Here is a 15524-nt window from a genome sequence, read left to right as displayed (position 1 = left end):
ACCGACCGTGTCCCCATCCGCATACGGAGCGTTGCGCACCCATGACAGACCAGATGCAGGCCGGGACCGTCGCGATCACCGGCCACGAGGGCGCCGAGCTCGAGGCGTACCTGGCCCGCCCGCTCGGCGACCGGCCGCGCGGCGGCGTGGTCGTGATCCACCACCTGCCCGGCTACGACGAGGGCACCAAGCAGATCACCCGCACCTTCGCCGCGCGGGGCTACGCGGCGATCTGCCCGAACCTGTACTCGCGGGAGGGCAGGGACGTCGCGCCCGACGACCAGGCCGCCGCCGCCCGCGCGAAGGGCGGCGTGCCCGACGAGCAGCTCGTCGGGGACGTCGCCGGCGCCGCCGCGCACCTCAACGGCCTGGAGGGCGCCAACGGCAGGGTCGGCGTGATCGGGTACTGCTCGGGCGGGCGGCAGTCGTTCCTCGCGGCGGTGTCGCTGGACCTCGACGCCGCCGTGGACTGCTACGGCGCGTTCGTGGTGAAGGAGCCGCCGGCGGACTTCCCGCTGAAGGCCGCTCCGCTGATCTCGCGGGCCGCCGACCTGTCCTGCCCGCTGCTCGGGCTGTTCGGCGAGGACGACCAGTTCCCTGCGCCGGACGAGGTCGCCGAGCTGGACGCGGAGCTGACGCGGCTCGGCAAGGAGCACGAGTTCCACAGCTACCCGGGCGCCGGGCACGCGTTCTTCTCCGTCGAGCGGACCTCCTACCGGCCCGAGGCCGCCGTCGACGGCTGGAAGCGCATCTTCGACTTCTTCGGCCGGCACCTCGCGTCCTGAGGGAGGACACCCGCATGTGCACCTACCAGACCCATAAGGTCGAGCTGGCCGGGGCCGCCAAGGGCGCGTCCGGCTGGTTCACGCTGACGGACGGGGCGGTCTACGTCGACCACCCGTTCCACTCGACGAACGAGCACACGCTGAACATCGACTTCACGAACCCGTCCGAGGGGCCGTCCGCGCGGGTCGCGGTGGAGCTGACCGAGGAGGCGGCGCTCGCGCTCGTCGAGGCCATCCAGAAGGCCCTCGCCTCCGCCCCGCCCGGCATGGCCTCCGCCGCCGGGCGGCGCACCGCCTGAACCCGCCCCGGGTCCCCCCGGGCGGGCGCCCACCCGGCTCGGGGGCGGCCAGGCCCGGCTATTTCAGGTTAAACCAGTAGGAATAGTTGCATAGTGCCGCCCCGGCGTGTTCTCATACCGGCATGCGCCTCCGGCCCCGCCTCGTCCGCCGCCGCCACGTGGACCTGCTCCGCGTCACGGCCGCGGGCTGTCCGGCCTGACGACCCGCCCGCGGCTCCGCCCCGCGGAGCCCGCCCGTCCCGTCCCCCAGGTCCGGCGCCCACCCCAGGGCACGAGCCGGCCGCTCGCCCGAGGAACACACCTTTCCCATGCTCAGAGAACTCCTGCCCGGAAGACCCCTCGTCCGGATCACCGCCGCCGCGGCCGGCCTCGCGCTCGCCGCGGCGGGGTGCGGGACGTCCGCGCGCGGCGACACCGGCACCGTCAAGATCGGCTACTTCCAGGGCGCGGTCGCCGGCCCCGAGGCGATCGTCGCCGCGAACGGCGACCTGGCCGGCAAGGTGCCCGCCAAGATCCGGCTGCAGCCGATCGACAGCGGCGTCGCCGGGATGGCGCAGCTGCGCGCCGGCGCGTTCCCGTTCGTCTCCGGCGTCGGGAACCCGCCGTTCACCGGCGCCTTCGCCAGCGGGACCGACGTGAAGGCCGTCTACGTCGAGAGCATCGACGCCTCCGGCCTGGCCGTCAACGACAAGATCAAGGCGCCGGGCGACCTGCGGAAGGTCGGCGTGCTCGTCGGCTCCACGCTGGACTTCCAGCTGCGCGGCTGGCTGAAGTCGCAGGGCCTGACCTCGAAGGTGCAGATCGCGAGCTTCGCCAGCGAGGCCGCCGAGGCCGCCGCCTGGAAGGCCGGGAAGATCGACTCGGTCTACATCAGCCGGTCGTTCCTGCTGGAGCTGCAGAAGCACAAGGCCCGCGTCCTGGTCGGCTCCGCCGACATCGCCAAGCTCGGCTTCGCGGCCGTCAACATGCTCGCGGTGTCCTCGGCCTACGCCAAGCAGCACGCCGACGTGGTGCAGGCGCTCGTCTGCCAGATCTCCAAGGCGGAGACGCTGGTGAAGGGCCCGCAGGCCGACAAGTACATCACCCCGGCGTCGAAGTTCATCGGCGTCGCACCGGCGGACGCCATCGCCGCGACCAAGAGCTACCCCTACATCCCCACGTCGGAGGAGACCGGGTGGCTCAAGGGGCCGGACGGGACGTCCGCGAGCGGCAGGCTCGCCCAGAACTTCAAGCTCACCGCGGACTTCCTCGTGACGCAGGGCCGGGCGAAGAGCGTCCCGGACACCGCGGAGATCGCCCGGCACATCGATCCGGCCTTCTGGGACAAGGCCCAGTCGGGAGGGTGCAAATGAGCACGACCGAGACCGAGGCGGCGGTCGCCGAGCCCGCCGCCGACGAGCCGACCGGGGTGCGGCTGCGCGACGTCCGCAAGACGTTCAGCCGGCGCCGCCGCCCCGGCCGTCCCGCGCTGGACGGCGTGACCCTCGACGTGCGGCCGGGCGAGTTCCTGTGCCTGCTCGGGCCGTCCGGCTGCGGGAAGTCGACGCTGCTGAACATCCTCGCCGGGTTCACCGCCGCCGACTCCGGCGAGGTGCTGGTCGGCGGCCGGCCCGTCACCGGCCCCGGCCACGACCGGGGCGTGCTGTTCCAGACGCCGAACCTCTTCCCGTGGCTGACGACCTGGCAGAACGTCCTGTACGGGCCGAAGGCGCGCGGCGCGCTGACCCCGCGGGTCCGCGAGGACGCCGAGCGGCTGCTGGAGACCGTCGGGCTCGCCGACGCCCGCGACGCCTACCCGCACGAGCTGTCCGGCGGCATGCGGCACCGGGCCGCGTTCGCCCGGGTGCTGGTCAACCGGCCCGGCGTGCTGCTGATGGACGAGCCGTTCGGCGCGCTGGACGCCATCACCCGCGCCGCCATGCAGCGCTTCCTGCTGGAGCTGTGGCAGCGGCACCGCACCACGATCGTCTTCGTCACGCACGACGTCGAGGAGGCGGCCCTGCTCGGCGACCGGGTCTGCGTGCTGTCGGCGCCGCCCGGCGGCACCAAGGACGTCATCGACATCGAGCTGCCGCGCCCCCGCGCCTACGAGGACACCGAGACGCTCGCGTTCGTGAACGCCAAGCGGCGCATCAGGGAGGTGCTGGAGCGATGACGACGACGACCGAGGCACCGGCGGCGGCCGCCGCCGCGGCGGGCGCCGCGCCCGGACCGTCGCGGTCGTGGCGGCGGCTGTGGACCGGCGCCGGCGCGATCGCCCTCGCGCTGCTGGTCTGGGAGGTCGCCGCGCTGGTCATCGGCGACTCCGTGACGCTGCCGACCGTCACCGAGACCGCCCGGACGCTCGCCGAGTACCTCCGCAAGCCGTACCCGGAGGTGCAGGGCAAGACGCTGGTCGCGGACGCGCTGATCAGCACCGGGCGGATCCTCGCCGGGTTCCTGCTCGGCACGGCCGCCGGGCTGGTGCTCGGCGCGTCCATGGCCGGGGTCCGGGTGATCCGCGAGCTGGCCGACCCGCTCATCGCGATCATGCGCCCGCTGCCGCCGATCGCCTTCATCCCGCTGCTGGTGGTCTGGTTCGGGATCGGCGAGACCTCGAAGATCGCGCTGATCTTCTTCGGGGTGCTGCCGATCGTGACGGTCGCGACGCTCGGCGCGCTCGACGCCGTCCCGCCCGACCTGCTGAACGCCAGCCGCAGCCTCGGCGCCTCGCAGCTGCACACCATGCTGCACGTGCGGCTGCGCGCCGCCGTACCGGGCGTCATCACCGGGATGCGGATCGCGATGGGCGGCGCGTGGACCGCCATCATCGCCGCCGAGATGATCGCCGCCACCGGCGGCGTCGGCTACCTCATCCTGCAGGCCGGCAACTACCTCCAGACGCCGCTGATCTTCAGCGGGATCGCCGAGATCGCCGTGCTCGGCTTCGCCTTCGACGGCCTGCTGCGGCTGCTGCTGCGGCTCGCCGACCCCACCGTCCGCCGCTAGAAAGGGCCCGCATCATGACCGAATTCCGTCGCATCGGCGGCCGCATCGGCGCCGAGTACACCGGGGCCGACCCGAACGACCTGCCCTTCGAGGAGGTCAACGACGCGCTGCTCGCGCACAAGGTGCTGGTGTTCCGCGGCGCCGGCCTCGACGACGAGGGCCAGCTCCGCTTCGCCTCCCGGTTCGGGGAGCTGACCAGGGCGCACCCGACCGTCCCGTCCGTGGACGGGCAGCCCGACATCCTCCCGGTGAACGGCGAGGAGGGCATCCGGTCCAACAACTGGCACACCGACGTCACCTTCGTCCGGACGCCGCCGAAGCTCAGCACGCTGCGCGCCCTGGTCGTCCCGCCGTACGGCGGCAACACGCTCATCGCCAACTCCGCCGCCGCCTACCGCGACCTGCCGGACCAGCTGCGGGACTTCGCCGACCGGCTTTGGGCCGTGCACACCAACGACTACGACTACGCGGCGCCGCGCAGCAACACCGAGAAGGCGCTGGAGTACCGGAAGGTGTTCACCGCACGCCGCTACCGGACCGCCCACCCGGTGGTGCGGGTGCACCCGGAGACGGGCGAACGCGGCCTGTTCATCGGCGGGTTCGCGCAGGAGATCGTGGGGCTGTCCGGCACCGAGTCGCGCGACATCCTGCGGCTGCTGCAGCGGTACGTGACCCGTCCGGAGAACATCGTGCGGGTGGCGTGGAACCCCGGCGACCTCGTGCTGTTCGACAACCGCATCACCCAGCACTACGCGCCCGACGACTACGGCGACCTGCCGCGCGTGCTGCACCGCGTCACCGTCGCGGGCGACGTGCCCGTGGGCGTGGACGGCGGGTCCAGCCGCATCATCGAAGGCGACGACGCCGGGCACTACACCCCGGCCGCGGAGGCCGCCGCGGCGTAGCGCTCCCGGCCGGACAGGCCCGGCGGTCCCGGACGGGACCGCCGGGCCTTTTCCGTAAGGCCACTTGTACGCGCTCGGTTACATGCTGTTACCCCGAGGGAAGGTCGCTGCCTGTTGTAGTCGCCCTGAAGCTGTGAGTAACTGGTCACGGCCGACCACGCCATGATCCAGCGAGGGGAACGACGATGGACGACTGCAGCGTTGCCCGCCGACCCGGCCGCGGGACGGGCGGGCCGGCGCCCGAGGCAGGGGCGGAGGCCGGGCCCGACACCGCGCCCGACGCCGCGCCCGTGGCCGGGGCCGAGCGCGCGGCGGCCGAGCGGGTGAGCCGGCTGCTGTCCGGGCCGAGCGGCCTCGGCACGTCGGCGGCGCGCATCCTGGACGCACTCCGCACCGTCCCGCCCGCGACGGACGCGCCCTCTCCGGACGCGCCTCCCCTGGACACGCCCGTGGAAGTCGCCCCGGCCCCGGCCGCGCCCGACACGAACACCCTGGACCCGGGCGCACTGGACCCGGGCGCACTGGACCCGGGCGCACTGGACCCGGGCGCACTGGACCCGGGCGCACTGGACCCGGGCGCACTGGACCCGGGCGTGCCGGAGACCGCCCTCCCGGTCCTGCCGACGCTCCTGCCGAGCCCGACGCGCAAGGGCGGCCACTTCTCGCCGGGCTACGCCGAACGCGCGTGGGGCGACGGCTCGTTCCCGCCGCTGTACTGCCCGCTGACGGCCCGGATCGACGACGACCTGGCGCTCGTGGTCAACGACCGGCTCGTCGAGTGGGCCGACGAGGTCGGGATCTACGCCGACCAGCTCGGCAAGTTCCGCGACACGGGGTTCGGGCGGCTCGCGGTCCTCGCCCATCCCGAGACCGACGACGTCGACCCGCTGCTGCTCGCCGCCAAGATGAACGCCGCGTGGTGGGCGTGCGACGACTACTACGCCGACGAGAGCGACCTCGGCGCCATCCCCACCGAGCTGCCGCCGCGGCTGGCGCTGGTGATGTCGGCGATGGACCCGCCGCCGGACGCGGGCAAGTACACCGACCAGGTCGAGGAGGCCGTGCGGTCCGACCCCGTCCTCGTCGCGCTGCGCTCCGCCACCGGCCACCTCAAGCGCCACGCCGGGCCGTCGCAGCTCATGCGCGTCCTCAACACCACGTTCCAGATGTACGTCAGCTGGACGGCGTACGCGGCGTGGCGGCATCTCGGCCAGTTGCCCCCGGTGTGGCGGTACCTCGCCGCGCGCCAGCACGACAGCTTCTACACGTCCATGACGCTGATCGACATCGTCGGCGGCTACCAGCTGGACTCGAACCTGTTCTACGAGCCCCGCGTGCACCGCGCGGTGATGCAGGCGGGCACCGCCTCGGTCATCGTCAACGACCTGCACTCGGTGGAGCGGGAGGCCGCCGACGACCTGCCCGACTGCAACGTGGTGCTGCTGATCGCCGAGGAGGAGGGCTGCTCCGTCGAGGAGGCGGTCCGGACGGCGGTGGCGATGCACAACGACTTCGTCCGCGGGTTCGAGGACAGCCAGCGGGAGCTGGCCTCGGTCCCGTCCGCCGAGCTGCAGCGGTTCCTGCTCGGCGTGCAGAGCTGGATGGCCGGCTGCCTGGAGTGGCACGGCGCGTCCGACCGCTACAAGTGACGACCCCCACCCCGATGACCCGAACCCCACGAAAGGATCACCGGACATGACCGCAACCCAGGACTCCCCGGTCCTCGGCAGCCTTTACCAGCACTCCGTCGCCGAGTACTGGAACGCCGAGCGCAACCCGGTCAACCTCCGGCTCGGCGAGGTGGACGGGATCTACCACCACCACTACGGCATCGGCCCGGTCGACTGGACGGTCCTCGACGGCCCGGCCGAGACCCGCGAGCAGCGGACCATCGCCGAGCTGCACCGGCTGGAGTGCGCCCAGGCCGACCTGCTCATGAGCCACCTCGGCCCGATCAAGCCGGCCGACCGGCTGATGGACGCCGGGTCCGGGCGCGGCGGGTCGAGCCTGGTGGCCCACGAGCGGTTCGGCTGCCGGGTCGACGGGGTGTCGATCTCGGAGTCGCAGGTCGCGTTCGCCAACGACCAGGCCGAGCGGCACGGCGTCGCCGGCAAGGTCCGCTTCCACTTCAAGAACATGCTCGACACGGGCTTCGAGACCGGGGCGTTCCAGGCGATCTGGAACAACGAGAGCACCATGTACGTGGAGCTGGGCCTGCTGTTCGCCGAGCACGCCCGGCTGCTGAGGCGCGGCGGCCGGTACGTGACCATCACCGGCTGCTACAACGACGCCTACGGGCTGCCGTCGCGGGCCGTCAGCGAGATCAACGCGCACTACATCTGCGACATCCACCCGCGCAGCACCTACTTCCGGGAGATGGCGGCGAACCGGCTCGTCCCGGTGAGCGTCGTCGACCTCACCTCGGCGACGATCCCGTACTGGGAGCTGCGCGCGAAGTCGACGCTGGCGACCGGCATCGAGCAGGCGTTCCTGGACGCCTACAAGGGCGGCAGCTTCCAGTACCTGCTGATCGCCGCCGACCGGGTCTAGGCGGCCCGGCTCCGGCGGCCGGGGCCGGGCGACCGGGTGTGGGAAGAGCGTGCCGCGGCCCGCCGGTGGGAGGCACCGGCGGGCCGCGGGGTCCTGTTCGAGACGGTCCGGCGGGCGTCAGCTCGCCAGGAAGGTGCGGACGGAGTTCAGCACCACCGTGTCGGTGAGGTAGGTGAGGTGGTTCTCGCACGCCACGTAGTTGTTGGTGGCGCCGCTGAGCATGGTGCTGGTGTAGGGGTTGATGACGCCGTCGCACGGCGAGTACCAGGTGGCGTACTTGGTGTCGCCGGGCGTCTCGTCACCGGAGGCCAGCGTCTGGATGAACGACGAGCCGGGCGACATCTGCTGGCAGGTCGTGTAGATCAGGCAGGCGTAGGCGGCCGTGGTGCCGTGGTTGGCGCCCGCGAGGGAGGCGAGGTGCCTGACGTACTGCTGCCCCCCGAGCTCCTTGATGTACCACCAGCTGACGAGCCCGCCCATCGAGTGGTTCACGATGTCGACCTGCGACGAGCCGGTCTGCGCCCGCACCTGGTTCACGTAGGAGGCCAGGCTCGCGGCGTTGGTCTTGTTGTCGCCGTAGGAGTTGTAGTTGAACGCGAACATCTCGTTGCTGCTGTAGCCGGCCGCGGCGAACACCGCCTCCGCGGTGACCCAGTTGGACGCGTTTCCGGTGTAGCCGTGGACGAACACCACGGGCGTGTGCCCGGCCGCGTGCGCGGGCGCGCTCACGCCGACGACGGCACCGAGCACGGTGACCGCCGCGGTCAGGAGAGTGCCGAGAATCCGGCGCATCTGCTCCTCCTCGGGGGGTGGGGGTGTTTCGTCACCGAGTGTCGGTGCCGTCGCCGGTCACCGCATCGGCGAAATCACCGGTCTCGCGCGTCCGGCGCCTGCTCGCGCTGGAACGTCGAGTAGAGCCACCAGAGCGACGGCAGGAGCAGCAGCGCGCCGACGCCGAGGGAGGCGAGGCTCGCGACGAGGACGGAACCGGTGGCCGCGGCCTCGTCCAGGTCGACGCCGGGCAGCAGGTGCGGGTACTGGCCGACGCCCCACCCCCACAGCAGGCCGACGACGGCGAGCGCGGCGGTGGCGCGGACGGCGACGTACGCGCGCCGCCACAGCAGGACCATCGACGCGAGCCCGGACGCGATCGACACCACGAGCAGCGGCAGCCCGCGCCCGGAGGTCAGCCCGGTGAACAGCCGCGGCGCGTCGGCGTGCAGGACGGCGAGGCCGCCGCCCGACAGGGCGCCGACCACCGCGCCGGCGGCCAGCGCCCGCCGCCGGAACCGCTCGGACAGCTCGGGGTGCCCGCCGCGCTCGGCGTCCCGGGTGAGGTAGACGGCGGCGAGGTAGGCGGCGACGCCGACCGCGAGGCCGCCGGTGATCAGCGAGGTCGGGTTGACCCAGCTGGTCACGAGGCCGCCCTTCGCCAGCCCCGGCGGGACGCGGAAGGAGGCGATCGCGCCGGCCACCGTGCCGAGGAAGAACGGCGTGACGAGCGAGGAGAACGCGAACGTGGCGCCGAACAGCCGCTGCTGCCACAGCGCCGTGCTGGCCTTGCGGAACGCGAACGCGGCGCCGCGCGCGATGATGCCGAGCGCGGCGAGCGTCAGCGGGATGTAGAGGGTGGAGGCGAGCGCCGCGAACACCGACGGCAGGCCCGTCCAGGTGACGACCAGGACGAAGATCAGCCACACGTGGTTGGTCTCCCAGACCGGGCCGATGGAGTGCTCGATCAGGGACCGCTGCGGCCGGCCGCGCTCGCTGCCGCCGGCGATCAGGTCCCAGACGCCGCCGCCGAAGTCGGCGCCGGCGAACAGCACGTAGGCGCTGAGGCCGATCCACAGCACGGCGAGGAGGATCTCGGCCGCCACGGGTCAGACCACCGTGAACCCGGTGACGTCCTGCTCCTGCGGCGCGATCGGCACGGGCGCGTCCCGGGCCAGGCGCCGCAGCACGTACACCGACGCGACCGTGAGCACGGCGTAGACGGCGCCGACCAGGGCGGCGCCCCAGACCAGGCCGGGCGCCGGGTTGACGGCGTCGGCCGTGCGCAGGACCCCGTACACGCTCCACGGCTGCCGTCCGACCTCCGTGACCGTCCACCCGGCTTCGAGGGCGCCGACGGCGGCGACGCCCGACACCGAGGTGGCGACCAGGAACCAGCGGGTGCGGGGCATGTCGCGGCGGCGCCACCAGTACAGGGCGAGCCAGAGCGCCAGCAGCAGCATCGCGGAACCGAGGCCGACCATCACCTCGAAGCCCCAGTGCACGATGTTCACGGGCGGGCGGTCCGCGGGCGGCACCGAGTTCAGGCCGACGATCTCGGCGTCCGGGTCGGCGTGCGCCAGCAGCGACAGCCCGCGCGGGATCCCGATCCCGTAGCGCAGCTCGCCGTCGACCGCGACGCCGGCGATGTGCAGCGGGACGCCGCGCGCGGTCTCGAACACGCCCTCCATCGCGGCCAGCTTGATCGGCTGGTGGTCGGCGACGAACCGCGCCGACCAGTCGCCCACGACGATCTGCGGCAGCGCGACGGCGGCGGCGACGGTGAAGGGCAGCAGCAGGCCGAGGCGGTGGTAGCGGTCGCGGCGCCCGCGCAGCATCGCCACCGCGTACACCGACGCCATGCCGAACCCGGCGACCATGAACGCGGCGAGGATCATGTGGACGGTCTGCGACGGGAACGACGGGTTGAACATCGCCCGCCAGGGACGCACCTCCACGACGCGGCCGTTCTCCGTGCGGAACCCGACGGGCGCCTGCATCCACGCGTTCGCGGTCACCACGAAGAACGCGCTGAGCACGCCGGCGACGACGATCGGCACGCCGGACAGCAGGTGCTTCACCGGGCTCAGCCGGTCCCACGCGTACAGGTACACGCCGAGGAAGATCGCCTCGATGAAGAACGCGATGCCCTCCAGCGAGAACGGCAGCCCGATGACCTGCCCGTAGACGCCCATCATGCCGGGCCACAGCAGGCCCATCTCGAACGACAGGATCGTCCCGGACACCGCGCCGACGGCGAACAGCACGCCCATCGCGCGGCCCCACCGGCGCGCGAGCAGCCGGTAGTTCGCGTCGCCGGTGCGGTGGCCGCGCCACTCGGCGATCAAGGTGATGGCGGGCATGCCGACGCCGAGGCAGGCGAGCACGATGTGCCAGCCGAGCGAGACGGCCATCTGGGTCCGCGCGGCGACGAGGTCGCCCGGTGTCGCGGCGGCCGCCAGCTGCCCCGTCACGGTCACGTGCCGCTCCCCTCGGATGCCGTTCGCGCGGTGTCCGGCGGGGTCGTACCCGGGCGCCGCGGAGCGACGCGGCGGCCGGGACGATCATGGGCGGCCGTTGACCATTCCGGGTGTCAGCCCTGGTCGCGGCGGGCGCGGGCGCGGCGCTTGCCCTCGTGCATCGCCTGGACGCGGGCGATGGGGATGGTGTGGCCCTCCTCGACGAGGTCGGCGGGCAGGGGGCGCGCGGCAGGCATCAGCTCCAACCAGGGGTCGCGGTCGGCGAGCAGCTCCGCCGCCGTCCGGATCGTGAAGGCGCGCGGGTCGGCGGCGTCGAGCTCGTCCCACGGGACGGGGAAGGACACCGTCGTGCCGGGCCTGATCCGGGGGCTGTAGGCGGCGGCGACGGTCGCGCCGCCCGCTCTGGTCGAGTCGAGGAACACCTTGCCGGCGCGGTCCTCGCGGATGAACGCCGTGGTGGCGAGGGCGGGGTCGAGGCGTTCGGCGCGGGCGGCGAGCGCGCGGGTCGCCGCCGCGGCGTCGTCGGCGGCGGTGCGGCCGTCGAGCGGGACGAACACGTGCACGCCCTTGGACCCGCTGGTCTTCACGGCGCCGTCGAGCCCGCAGTCGGCGAGCGCGCGCCGCACCAGGCGCGCGGCGCCGACCGCGGCGGAGAACGGGCCGCCGTCCGGCGGGTCGATGTCCATCACCAGGTGGGTGGGGCGACCGGGGTCGGCGGCGGTGGCGAGCGGCGGGTGGTACTCCACCGCGCGCTGGTTGGCGAACCACAGGAGGGTCCGGCGGTCGTCGCAGAGCGCGTAGGACACCTCCCGCCGCGACGTCTCGGCCCACACCGTGACCCGGCGCACCCAGGGCGGCGTGTACTTGGGGAGATTCTTCTGCATGAACGGCTTCTGGCCGCGCAGCACGCGGATGACGGACAGCGGGCGGCCCTCCAGCTTCGGGACGAGCCGCCCGGCGACGGCGTCGAGGTAGTCGACCAGATCGCGCTTGGTCGCGTCGGCGCCGTCGAACAGCGGCTGGTCGAGGTTGGTCAGCCGGACCCCGTCGCGCTCCTCTTCCGTGCTCACGCCTCCACCTTCGCACGCGCCTCCGACAGGCCGTTCGGGTAGCGTCGGAGCGTGTACATACCCGCACATTTCTCGGCCGGTGACGCCGAGGTCCGGGCGCTGCTCGACGGCTGCGGCGCGGCCGACCTCGTCACGAGCACGCCGCGCGGCCTCGTCGCCACGTTCCTTCCCGTCCTGTACGACCCGGACGTCGGCGAGCACGGCGCGCTGCTCGCGCACGTCGCCCGCAACAACGACCAGTGGAGCGCGCCCGCGCAGGGCGAGTCGCTGTTCATCGTGCACGGTCCCGACGCGTACGTGACGCCGTCGTGGTACGCGTCCAAGGCCGAGCACGGGCGGGTCGTGCCGACGTGGAACTACCTCACCGCGCACGTGTACGGGCGGCTGGTCGTCCACGACGACCCGGCGTGGCTGGAGTCGCTGGTGCGGCGGCTCACCGACAGGCACGAGGCGGGCCGTCCCGCCCCTTGGTCGGTGGACGACGCGCCGCCGGAGTACATCGCCGGGCAGCTGCGCGCGATCGTCGGGCTGGAGCTCGTCATCACCCGGATCGAGGCGAAGGCGAAGCTGAGCCAGAACCGGCCGGCGGCCGACCGGGACGGCGTCGCCGCCGGGTCCCTCGCCGAGGGCGACCCGGCCATGGCCGAGGCCGTGCGCGCGGCCGCGAGGCCGGACGCGCCGGAGCGGTGAACGCCCGTACGGTCAGCCCGGTGCTCGTCGGCCGCGAGCGCGAGTCCGCCGCGCTCGACGCCGCCTTCCGCGACGCCCGCGCCGGGACGCCGTCGGCGGTGCTGCTCGGCGGGGAGGCCGGGGTCGGCAAGACCCGGCTGGTCGGCGAGTTCGGCGCGCGCGCCCGCGCGGAAGGTGCGCGGGTCCTGGTCGGCGGCTGCCTGGAGCTCGGCACCGAGGGGCTGCCGTTCGCGCCGTTCACCGCGGCGCTGCGCGGGCTCGTCCGCGACGTCGGCGTGGACGGGGTGCGCGGCCTGCTGCCCGCGGGCGCGGGCGACGGGCTGGGCCGGCTGCTGCCCGACTTCGGCGACGCCGACGCGGGCGCGTTCACCGGCGAGTCCCGGGCCCGGCTGTTCGAGCTGGTGCTGACGCTGCTGGAGCGGCTCGCGGCGTCCGGGCCGGTGGTGCTGGTCGTCGAGGACGCGCACTGGGCGGACGCCTCGACCCGCGACCTGCTGACGTTCCTCGTCCGCAACCTGGGCGCCGGGGACGCGCTGCTGATCGTCGTCACGTACCGGACCGACGAGCTGCACCGCGCGCATCCGCTGCGCCCGGTCCTCATCGAGCTGGAGCGCGTCGAGCACGTCGCCCGCGTCGAGGTCGGGCGGCTCGGCCGGGACGAGGTCGGCGAGCTGGTGCGCGGCATCCTCGGCGCGGGCCCGCCGGCCGGCACGCTCGCAGACGTGTTCGAGCGCAGCGAGGGCAACCCGCTGTTCGTCGAGGCGCTGGTCGGGTCGGGCGCCGGCCGGGACCTGCCGGAGTCGCTGCGCGACCTGCTGCTCGGCGCCGTCCAGCGGCTGCCGGAGGACACCCAGGAGATCCTGCGGGTGGCGGCGGGCGGCGGCGCGCGGATCGAGCACGAGCTGCTCGCGGCGGTCGCCGGGCTGGACGAGCGGGAGCTGACCCGCGGGCTGCGGCCCGCCGTGGCGGCCAACACGCTGGTGGTGGACGGCGACGGCTACGCGTTCCGGCACGCGCTGATCCGCGAGGCGGTGCACGACGACCTGCTGCCCGGCGAGCGGACGCGGCTGCACGTCCGGTACGCGCGGGTGCTGGAGGAGCACCCGGAGCTGATGCCGGACCGGGCGCGGGCGGTGACGCTGGCCCACCACTGGCACGCGGCGCACGACGTCGTCCGGGCGCTGACCGCGGCGTGGCGGGCCGTCGGGGAGACCCGGCGGGCGCTCGCCTACGCGGAGGCGCTGCGGATGGCGTCGCGGGTGCTCGGGCTGTGGGACCGGGTGCCGGACGCGGCGGAGCGCGTCGGCGTCCCGCACGTCCAGGTGATGGAGGAGGCCGTCACGCTGGCCGACCTCGCGGGCGAGCCGGACGTCGGGATCCGGCTGGCGACCGAGGCGCTGCGCGCGGGCGAGGCGGCCGGCGACCCGATGCGGGAGGCGCGGCTGTACGAGCTGCGCGGCATGCTGCGGCTGCGGGCGGGCAGCGACAAGGCGCCCGCGGACCTGCGGGAGGCGGCCCGGCTGGTGCCGGCCGACCCGCCGTCGGCCGAGCGGGCGCGGGTGCTCGCGACGCTCGCCACGAAGATCATCGGCCTGCACGGCACCCGCGCGGAGGCCCTGGACGCGGCGCGCGAGGCGCTGGAGGTCGCGCGGGCGGTCGGGGACACCGAGTCCGAGCTGTCGGTCGAGCTGAACCTGGCCTGGCTCGACCTGTTCGACCAGGACGACCCCGAGGCGTTCTTCGCCCGGATCGGGCGGGTCGCGGCGCGGGCGTCGCAGGTCCGCGCGTTCGAGCCGCTGCTGCGCGCGTTCACCAACCACTCCGACGTGCTGGAGATGTACGGGCGGCACGCGGAGGCCGCCGAGGTGGCCGCCGCGGGCGTCGCCCGGGCGGAGGAGTACGGGCTGGCCCGGTCGGCCGGCGCGTTCCTGTCCATCAACGTGGCGGAGCCGCTGGTGTCGCTCGGCCGCTGGGACGAGGCGCTCGACGTGATCGGGCGGACGCTCCCGCGGACGTCGGCGGGCGTCATCCGGGCGGGGCTGCACCACCTGGCGGGGGCGGTCGAGCTGGCCCGGGGCGACCTCGCCGCCGCCGAGCGGCACGCGGCGGAGCCGCCCGGGCTGATCGCGCGGGGCGCGGCGCGCCGCGCGCAGAACCTGTTCCCGGTGGCCCGGCTGAGCGCGCTGATCGCGCTCGCGCGGGACCGCCCGGCCGAGGCCCTGGACGCGCTCGACCCGATCCTCACCGACGTCGGCCTGCCCGACGAGTCCCGGTACGCGCTGCCGGGGCTGGTGGTCGCGGCCGCCGCCTGCGCGGAGCTGGGCGACACGGGCGCGCTGGCGAAGGTGCGGTCCCGCGTGGAGGGGCTGCGCGTCCACGGGCCGGTGCAGGAGGCGCACCGGCTGACGTTCGAGGCGGAGGCCGCGCGCGCCGAGGGCGTCCTGGACCAGGCGGCGTGGGACGCGGCGGCCGCGGCGTGGGACGCGCTGCACCAGCCGTACGGGACGGCGTGCGCGCTGGTCAGGGCCGGGGAGGCCGCGCTCGCGGCCGGGGACCGGGACCGCGCGGGCTCGGCGCTGCGGCGGGCCGCCGAGCTGGCGGGCGGCCTGCGCGCCGGTCCGCTGCGGGAGCGCGCCGCCGACCTCGCGCGCCGCGCCGGGGCCCCGCTCGGCGGCGACCGGCGCTCCCCCCGGCTCGGCCTCACCCCGCGCGAGACGGAGGTACTGCGGCTCGTCGCCGCCGGGCGCAGCAACCGGGAGATCGCCGAGGCGCTGTTCATCTCGGTGAAGACCGCCAGCGTGCACGTGTCCCACATCCTCGGCAAGCTCGGCGTCGCCGGCCGCGGCGAGGCCGCCGCGGCCGCCCACCGGCTCCGGCTGTTCGACTAGCCGGCCGGGCGGCGCGGCCGGGCGGCGCGGCCGGCCGCCGGGGGGGCGCGGGCGGGGGGTCGGGCGTGCGGTCGGGGGGTGGGGCGGTCGGGGGCGCG

At 74.4% G+C, this 15524-nt stretch carries 15 protein-coding genes; 11 read left to right on the top strand and 4 right to left on the bottom strand.

Annotated features, from left to right (window positions below; genetic code table 11):
* Window positions 1–41 precede the first annotated feature (41 nt).
* The 9 genes from ABT299_RS23370 to ABT299_RS23330 all read left to right on the top strand — a co-directional run bounded on the left by ABT299_RS23370 (window position 42) and on the right by ABT299_RS23330 (window position 7527).
* Window positions 42–785, top strand: coding sequence for a dienelactone hydrolase family protein (locus ABT299_RS23370; protein ID WP_500251979.1), 744 nt, complete (start codon window positions 42–44; stop codon window positions 783–785).
* 14 nt (window positions 786–799) lie between these two features.
* Complete coding sequence (locus ABT299_RS23365; RefSeq protein WP_190868424.1) at window positions 800–1084, top strand: DUF6295 family protein; 285 nt, start codon at window positions 800–802, stop codon at window positions 1082–1084.
* Between the two features lie 122 nt (window positions 1085–1206).
* Window positions 1207–1284, top strand: coding sequence for a putative leader peptide (locus tag ABT299_RS23360; protein WP_372442534.1), 78 nt, complete (start codon window positions 1207–1209; stop codon window positions 1282–1284).
* Window positions 1285–1392: 108 nt separating this feature from the next.
* Entirely contained in the window at window positions 1393–2436 is a 1044-nt protein-coding gene (locus tag ABT299_RS23355; RefSeq protein ID WP_500251978.1) for an ABC transporter substrate-binding protein, read from the top strand.
* Window positions 2433–3239 (top strand): ABC transporter ATP-binding protein, encoded by an 807-nt coding sequence (locus ABT299_RS23350; RefSeq protein ID WP_190868426.1) that lies wholly within the window; start codon window positions 2433–2435, stop codon window positions 3237–3239. The genes ABT299_RS23355 and ABT299_RS23350 overlap by 4 nt, the downstream gene beginning before the upstream one ends.
* Window positions 3236–4072 (top strand): ABC transporter permease, encoded by an 837-nt coding sequence (locus ABT299_RS23345; RefSeq protein WP_190868427.1) that lies wholly within the window; start codon window positions 3236–3238, stop codon window positions 4070–4072. Before ABT299_RS23350 ends, ABT299_RS23345 begins: the two co-directional genes overlap by 4 nt.
* Before the next feature lie 14 nt (window positions 4073–4086).
* Window positions 4087–4977 carry a TauD/TfdA dioxygenase family protein gene (locus ABT299_RS23340; protein ID WP_500251977.1) on the top strand — a complete coding sequence of 297 codons (891 nt, stop codon included), beginning with the start codon at window positions 4087–4089 and terminating at the stop codon, window positions 4975–4977.
* A 185-nt stretch (window positions 4978–5162) separates the two neighbouring features.
* On the top strand, window positions 5163–6626 hold the full coding sequence (locus tag ABT299_RS23335) for a family 2 encapsulin nanocompartment cargo protein terpene cyclase (protein WP_500251976.1): 1464 nt from the start codon (window positions 5163–5165) through the stop codon (window positions 6624–6626).
* A 46-nt stretch (window positions 6627–6672) separates the two neighbouring features.
* Window positions 6673–7527 carry a geranyl diphosphate 2-C-methyltransferase gene (locus ABT299_RS23330; RefSeq protein WP_500251975.1) on the top strand — a complete coding sequence of 285 codons (855 nt, stop codon included), beginning with the start codon at window positions 6673–6675 and terminating at the stop codon, window positions 7525–7527.
* A gap of 117 nt (window positions 7528–7644) precedes the next feature.
* Here the strand turns inward: ABT299_RS23330 and ABT299_RS23325 are convergent, their stop codons facing one another.
* The 4 genes from ABT299_RS23325 to ligD all read right to left on the bottom strand — a co-directional run bounded on the left by ABT299_RS23325 (window position 7645) and on the right by ligD (window position 11848).
* The gene (locus ABT299_RS23325) at window positions 7645–8319 is read right to left on the bottom strand and encodes an esterase/lipase family protein (RefSeq protein ID WP_190868430.1); all 675 of its coding nucleotides are present in this window, start codon (window positions 8317–8319) and stop codon (window positions 7645–7647) included.
* Window positions 8320–8393: 74 nt separating this feature from the next.
* Window positions 8394–9404, bottom strand: coding sequence for a cytochrome d ubiquinol oxidase subunit II (locus ABT299_RS23320; RefSeq protein ID WP_500251974.1), 1011 nt, complete (start codon window positions 9402–9404; stop codon window positions 8394–8396).
* 3 nt (window positions 9405–9407) lie between these two features.
* Window positions 9408–10778: a cytochrome ubiquinol oxidase subunit I gene (locus tag ABT299_RS23315; protein WP_500251973.1), complete on the bottom strand. Its 1371-nt coding sequence runs from the start codon at window positions 10776–10778 to the stop codon at window positions 9408–9410.
* A 113-nt stretch (window positions 10779–10891) separates the two neighbouring features.
* Window positions 10892–11848 carry a non-homologous end-joining DNA ligase gene (gene ligD / locus ABT299_RS23310; protein ID WP_500251972.1) on the bottom strand — a complete coding sequence of 319 codons (957 nt, stop codon included), beginning with the start codon at window positions 11846–11848 and terminating at the stop codon, window positions 10892–10894.
* 51 nt (window positions 11849–11899) lie between these two features.
* On the opposite strand from ligD, the gene ABT299_RS23305 reads away from it, so the two are divergent.
* Both ABT299_RS23305 and ABT299_RS23300 read left to right on the top strand, forming a co-directional pair.
* Window positions 11900–12538: an FMN-binding negative transcriptional regulator gene (locus tag ABT299_RS23305; RefSeq protein ID WP_500251971.1), complete on the top strand. Its 639-nt coding sequence runs from the start codon at window positions 11900–11902 to the stop codon at window positions 12536–12538.
* A complete protein-coding gene (locus ABT299_RS23300) occupies window positions 12535–15426 on the top strand; it encodes a helix-turn-helix transcriptional regulator (protein WP_500251970.1) in 2892 nt (963 codons plus the stop codon). Before ABT299_RS23305 ends, ABT299_RS23300 begins: the two co-directional genes overlap by 4 nt.
* The last annotated feature ends 98 nt before the right edge of the window (window positions 15427–15524 follow it).

It is taken from the genome of Spirillospora sp. NPDC000708 (genome assembly GCF_040299565.1).
GTDB lineage: Bacteria > Actinomycetota > Actinomycetes > Streptosporangiales > Streptosporangiaceae > Spirillospora.
Note: the sequence above shows the minus strand (reverse complement) of the source record. Positions and strands in the feature narration are given on the sequence as shown.

Coding starts and splice junctions, on each gene's coding strand:
- ABT299_RS23370 (WP_500251979.1), top strand. CDS start 42: ATGACAGACCAGATGCAGGCCGGGACCGTCGCGATCACCGGCCACGAG.
- ABT299_RS23365 (WP_190868424.1), top strand. CDS start 800: ATGTGCACCTACCAGACCCATAAGGTCGAGCTGGCCGGGGCCGCCAAG.
- ABT299_RS23360 (WP_372442534.1), top strand. CDS start 1,207: ATGCGCCTCCGGCCCCGCCTCGTCCGCCGCCGCCACGTGGACCTGCTC.
- ABT299_RS23355 (WP_500251978.1), top strand. CDS start 1,393: ATGCTCAGAGAACTCCTGCCCGGAAGACCCCTCGTCCGGATCACCGCC.
- ABT299_RS23350 (WP_190868426.1), top strand. CDS start 2,433: ATGAGCACGACCGAGACCGAGGCGGCGGTCGCCGAGCCCGCCGCCGAC.
- ABT299_RS23345 (WP_190868427.1), top strand. CDS start 3,236: ATGACGACGACGACCGAGGCACCGGCGGCGGCCGCCGCCGCGGCGGGC.
- ABT299_RS23340 (WP_500251977.1), top strand. CDS start 4,087: ATGACCGAATTCCGTCGCATCGGCGGCCGCATCGGCGCCGAGTACACC.
- ABT299_RS23335 (WP_500251976.1), top strand. CDS start 5,163: ATGGACGACTGCAGCGTTGCCCGCCGACCCGGCCGCGGGACGGGCGGG.
- ABT299_RS23330 (WP_500251975.1), top strand. CDS start 6,673: ATGACCGCAACCCAGGACTCCCCGGTCCTCGGCAGCCTTTACCAGCAC.
- ABT299_RS23325 (WP_190868430.1), bottom strand. CDS start 8,319: ATGCGCCGGATTCTCGGCACTCTCCTGACCGCGGCGGTCACCGTGCTC.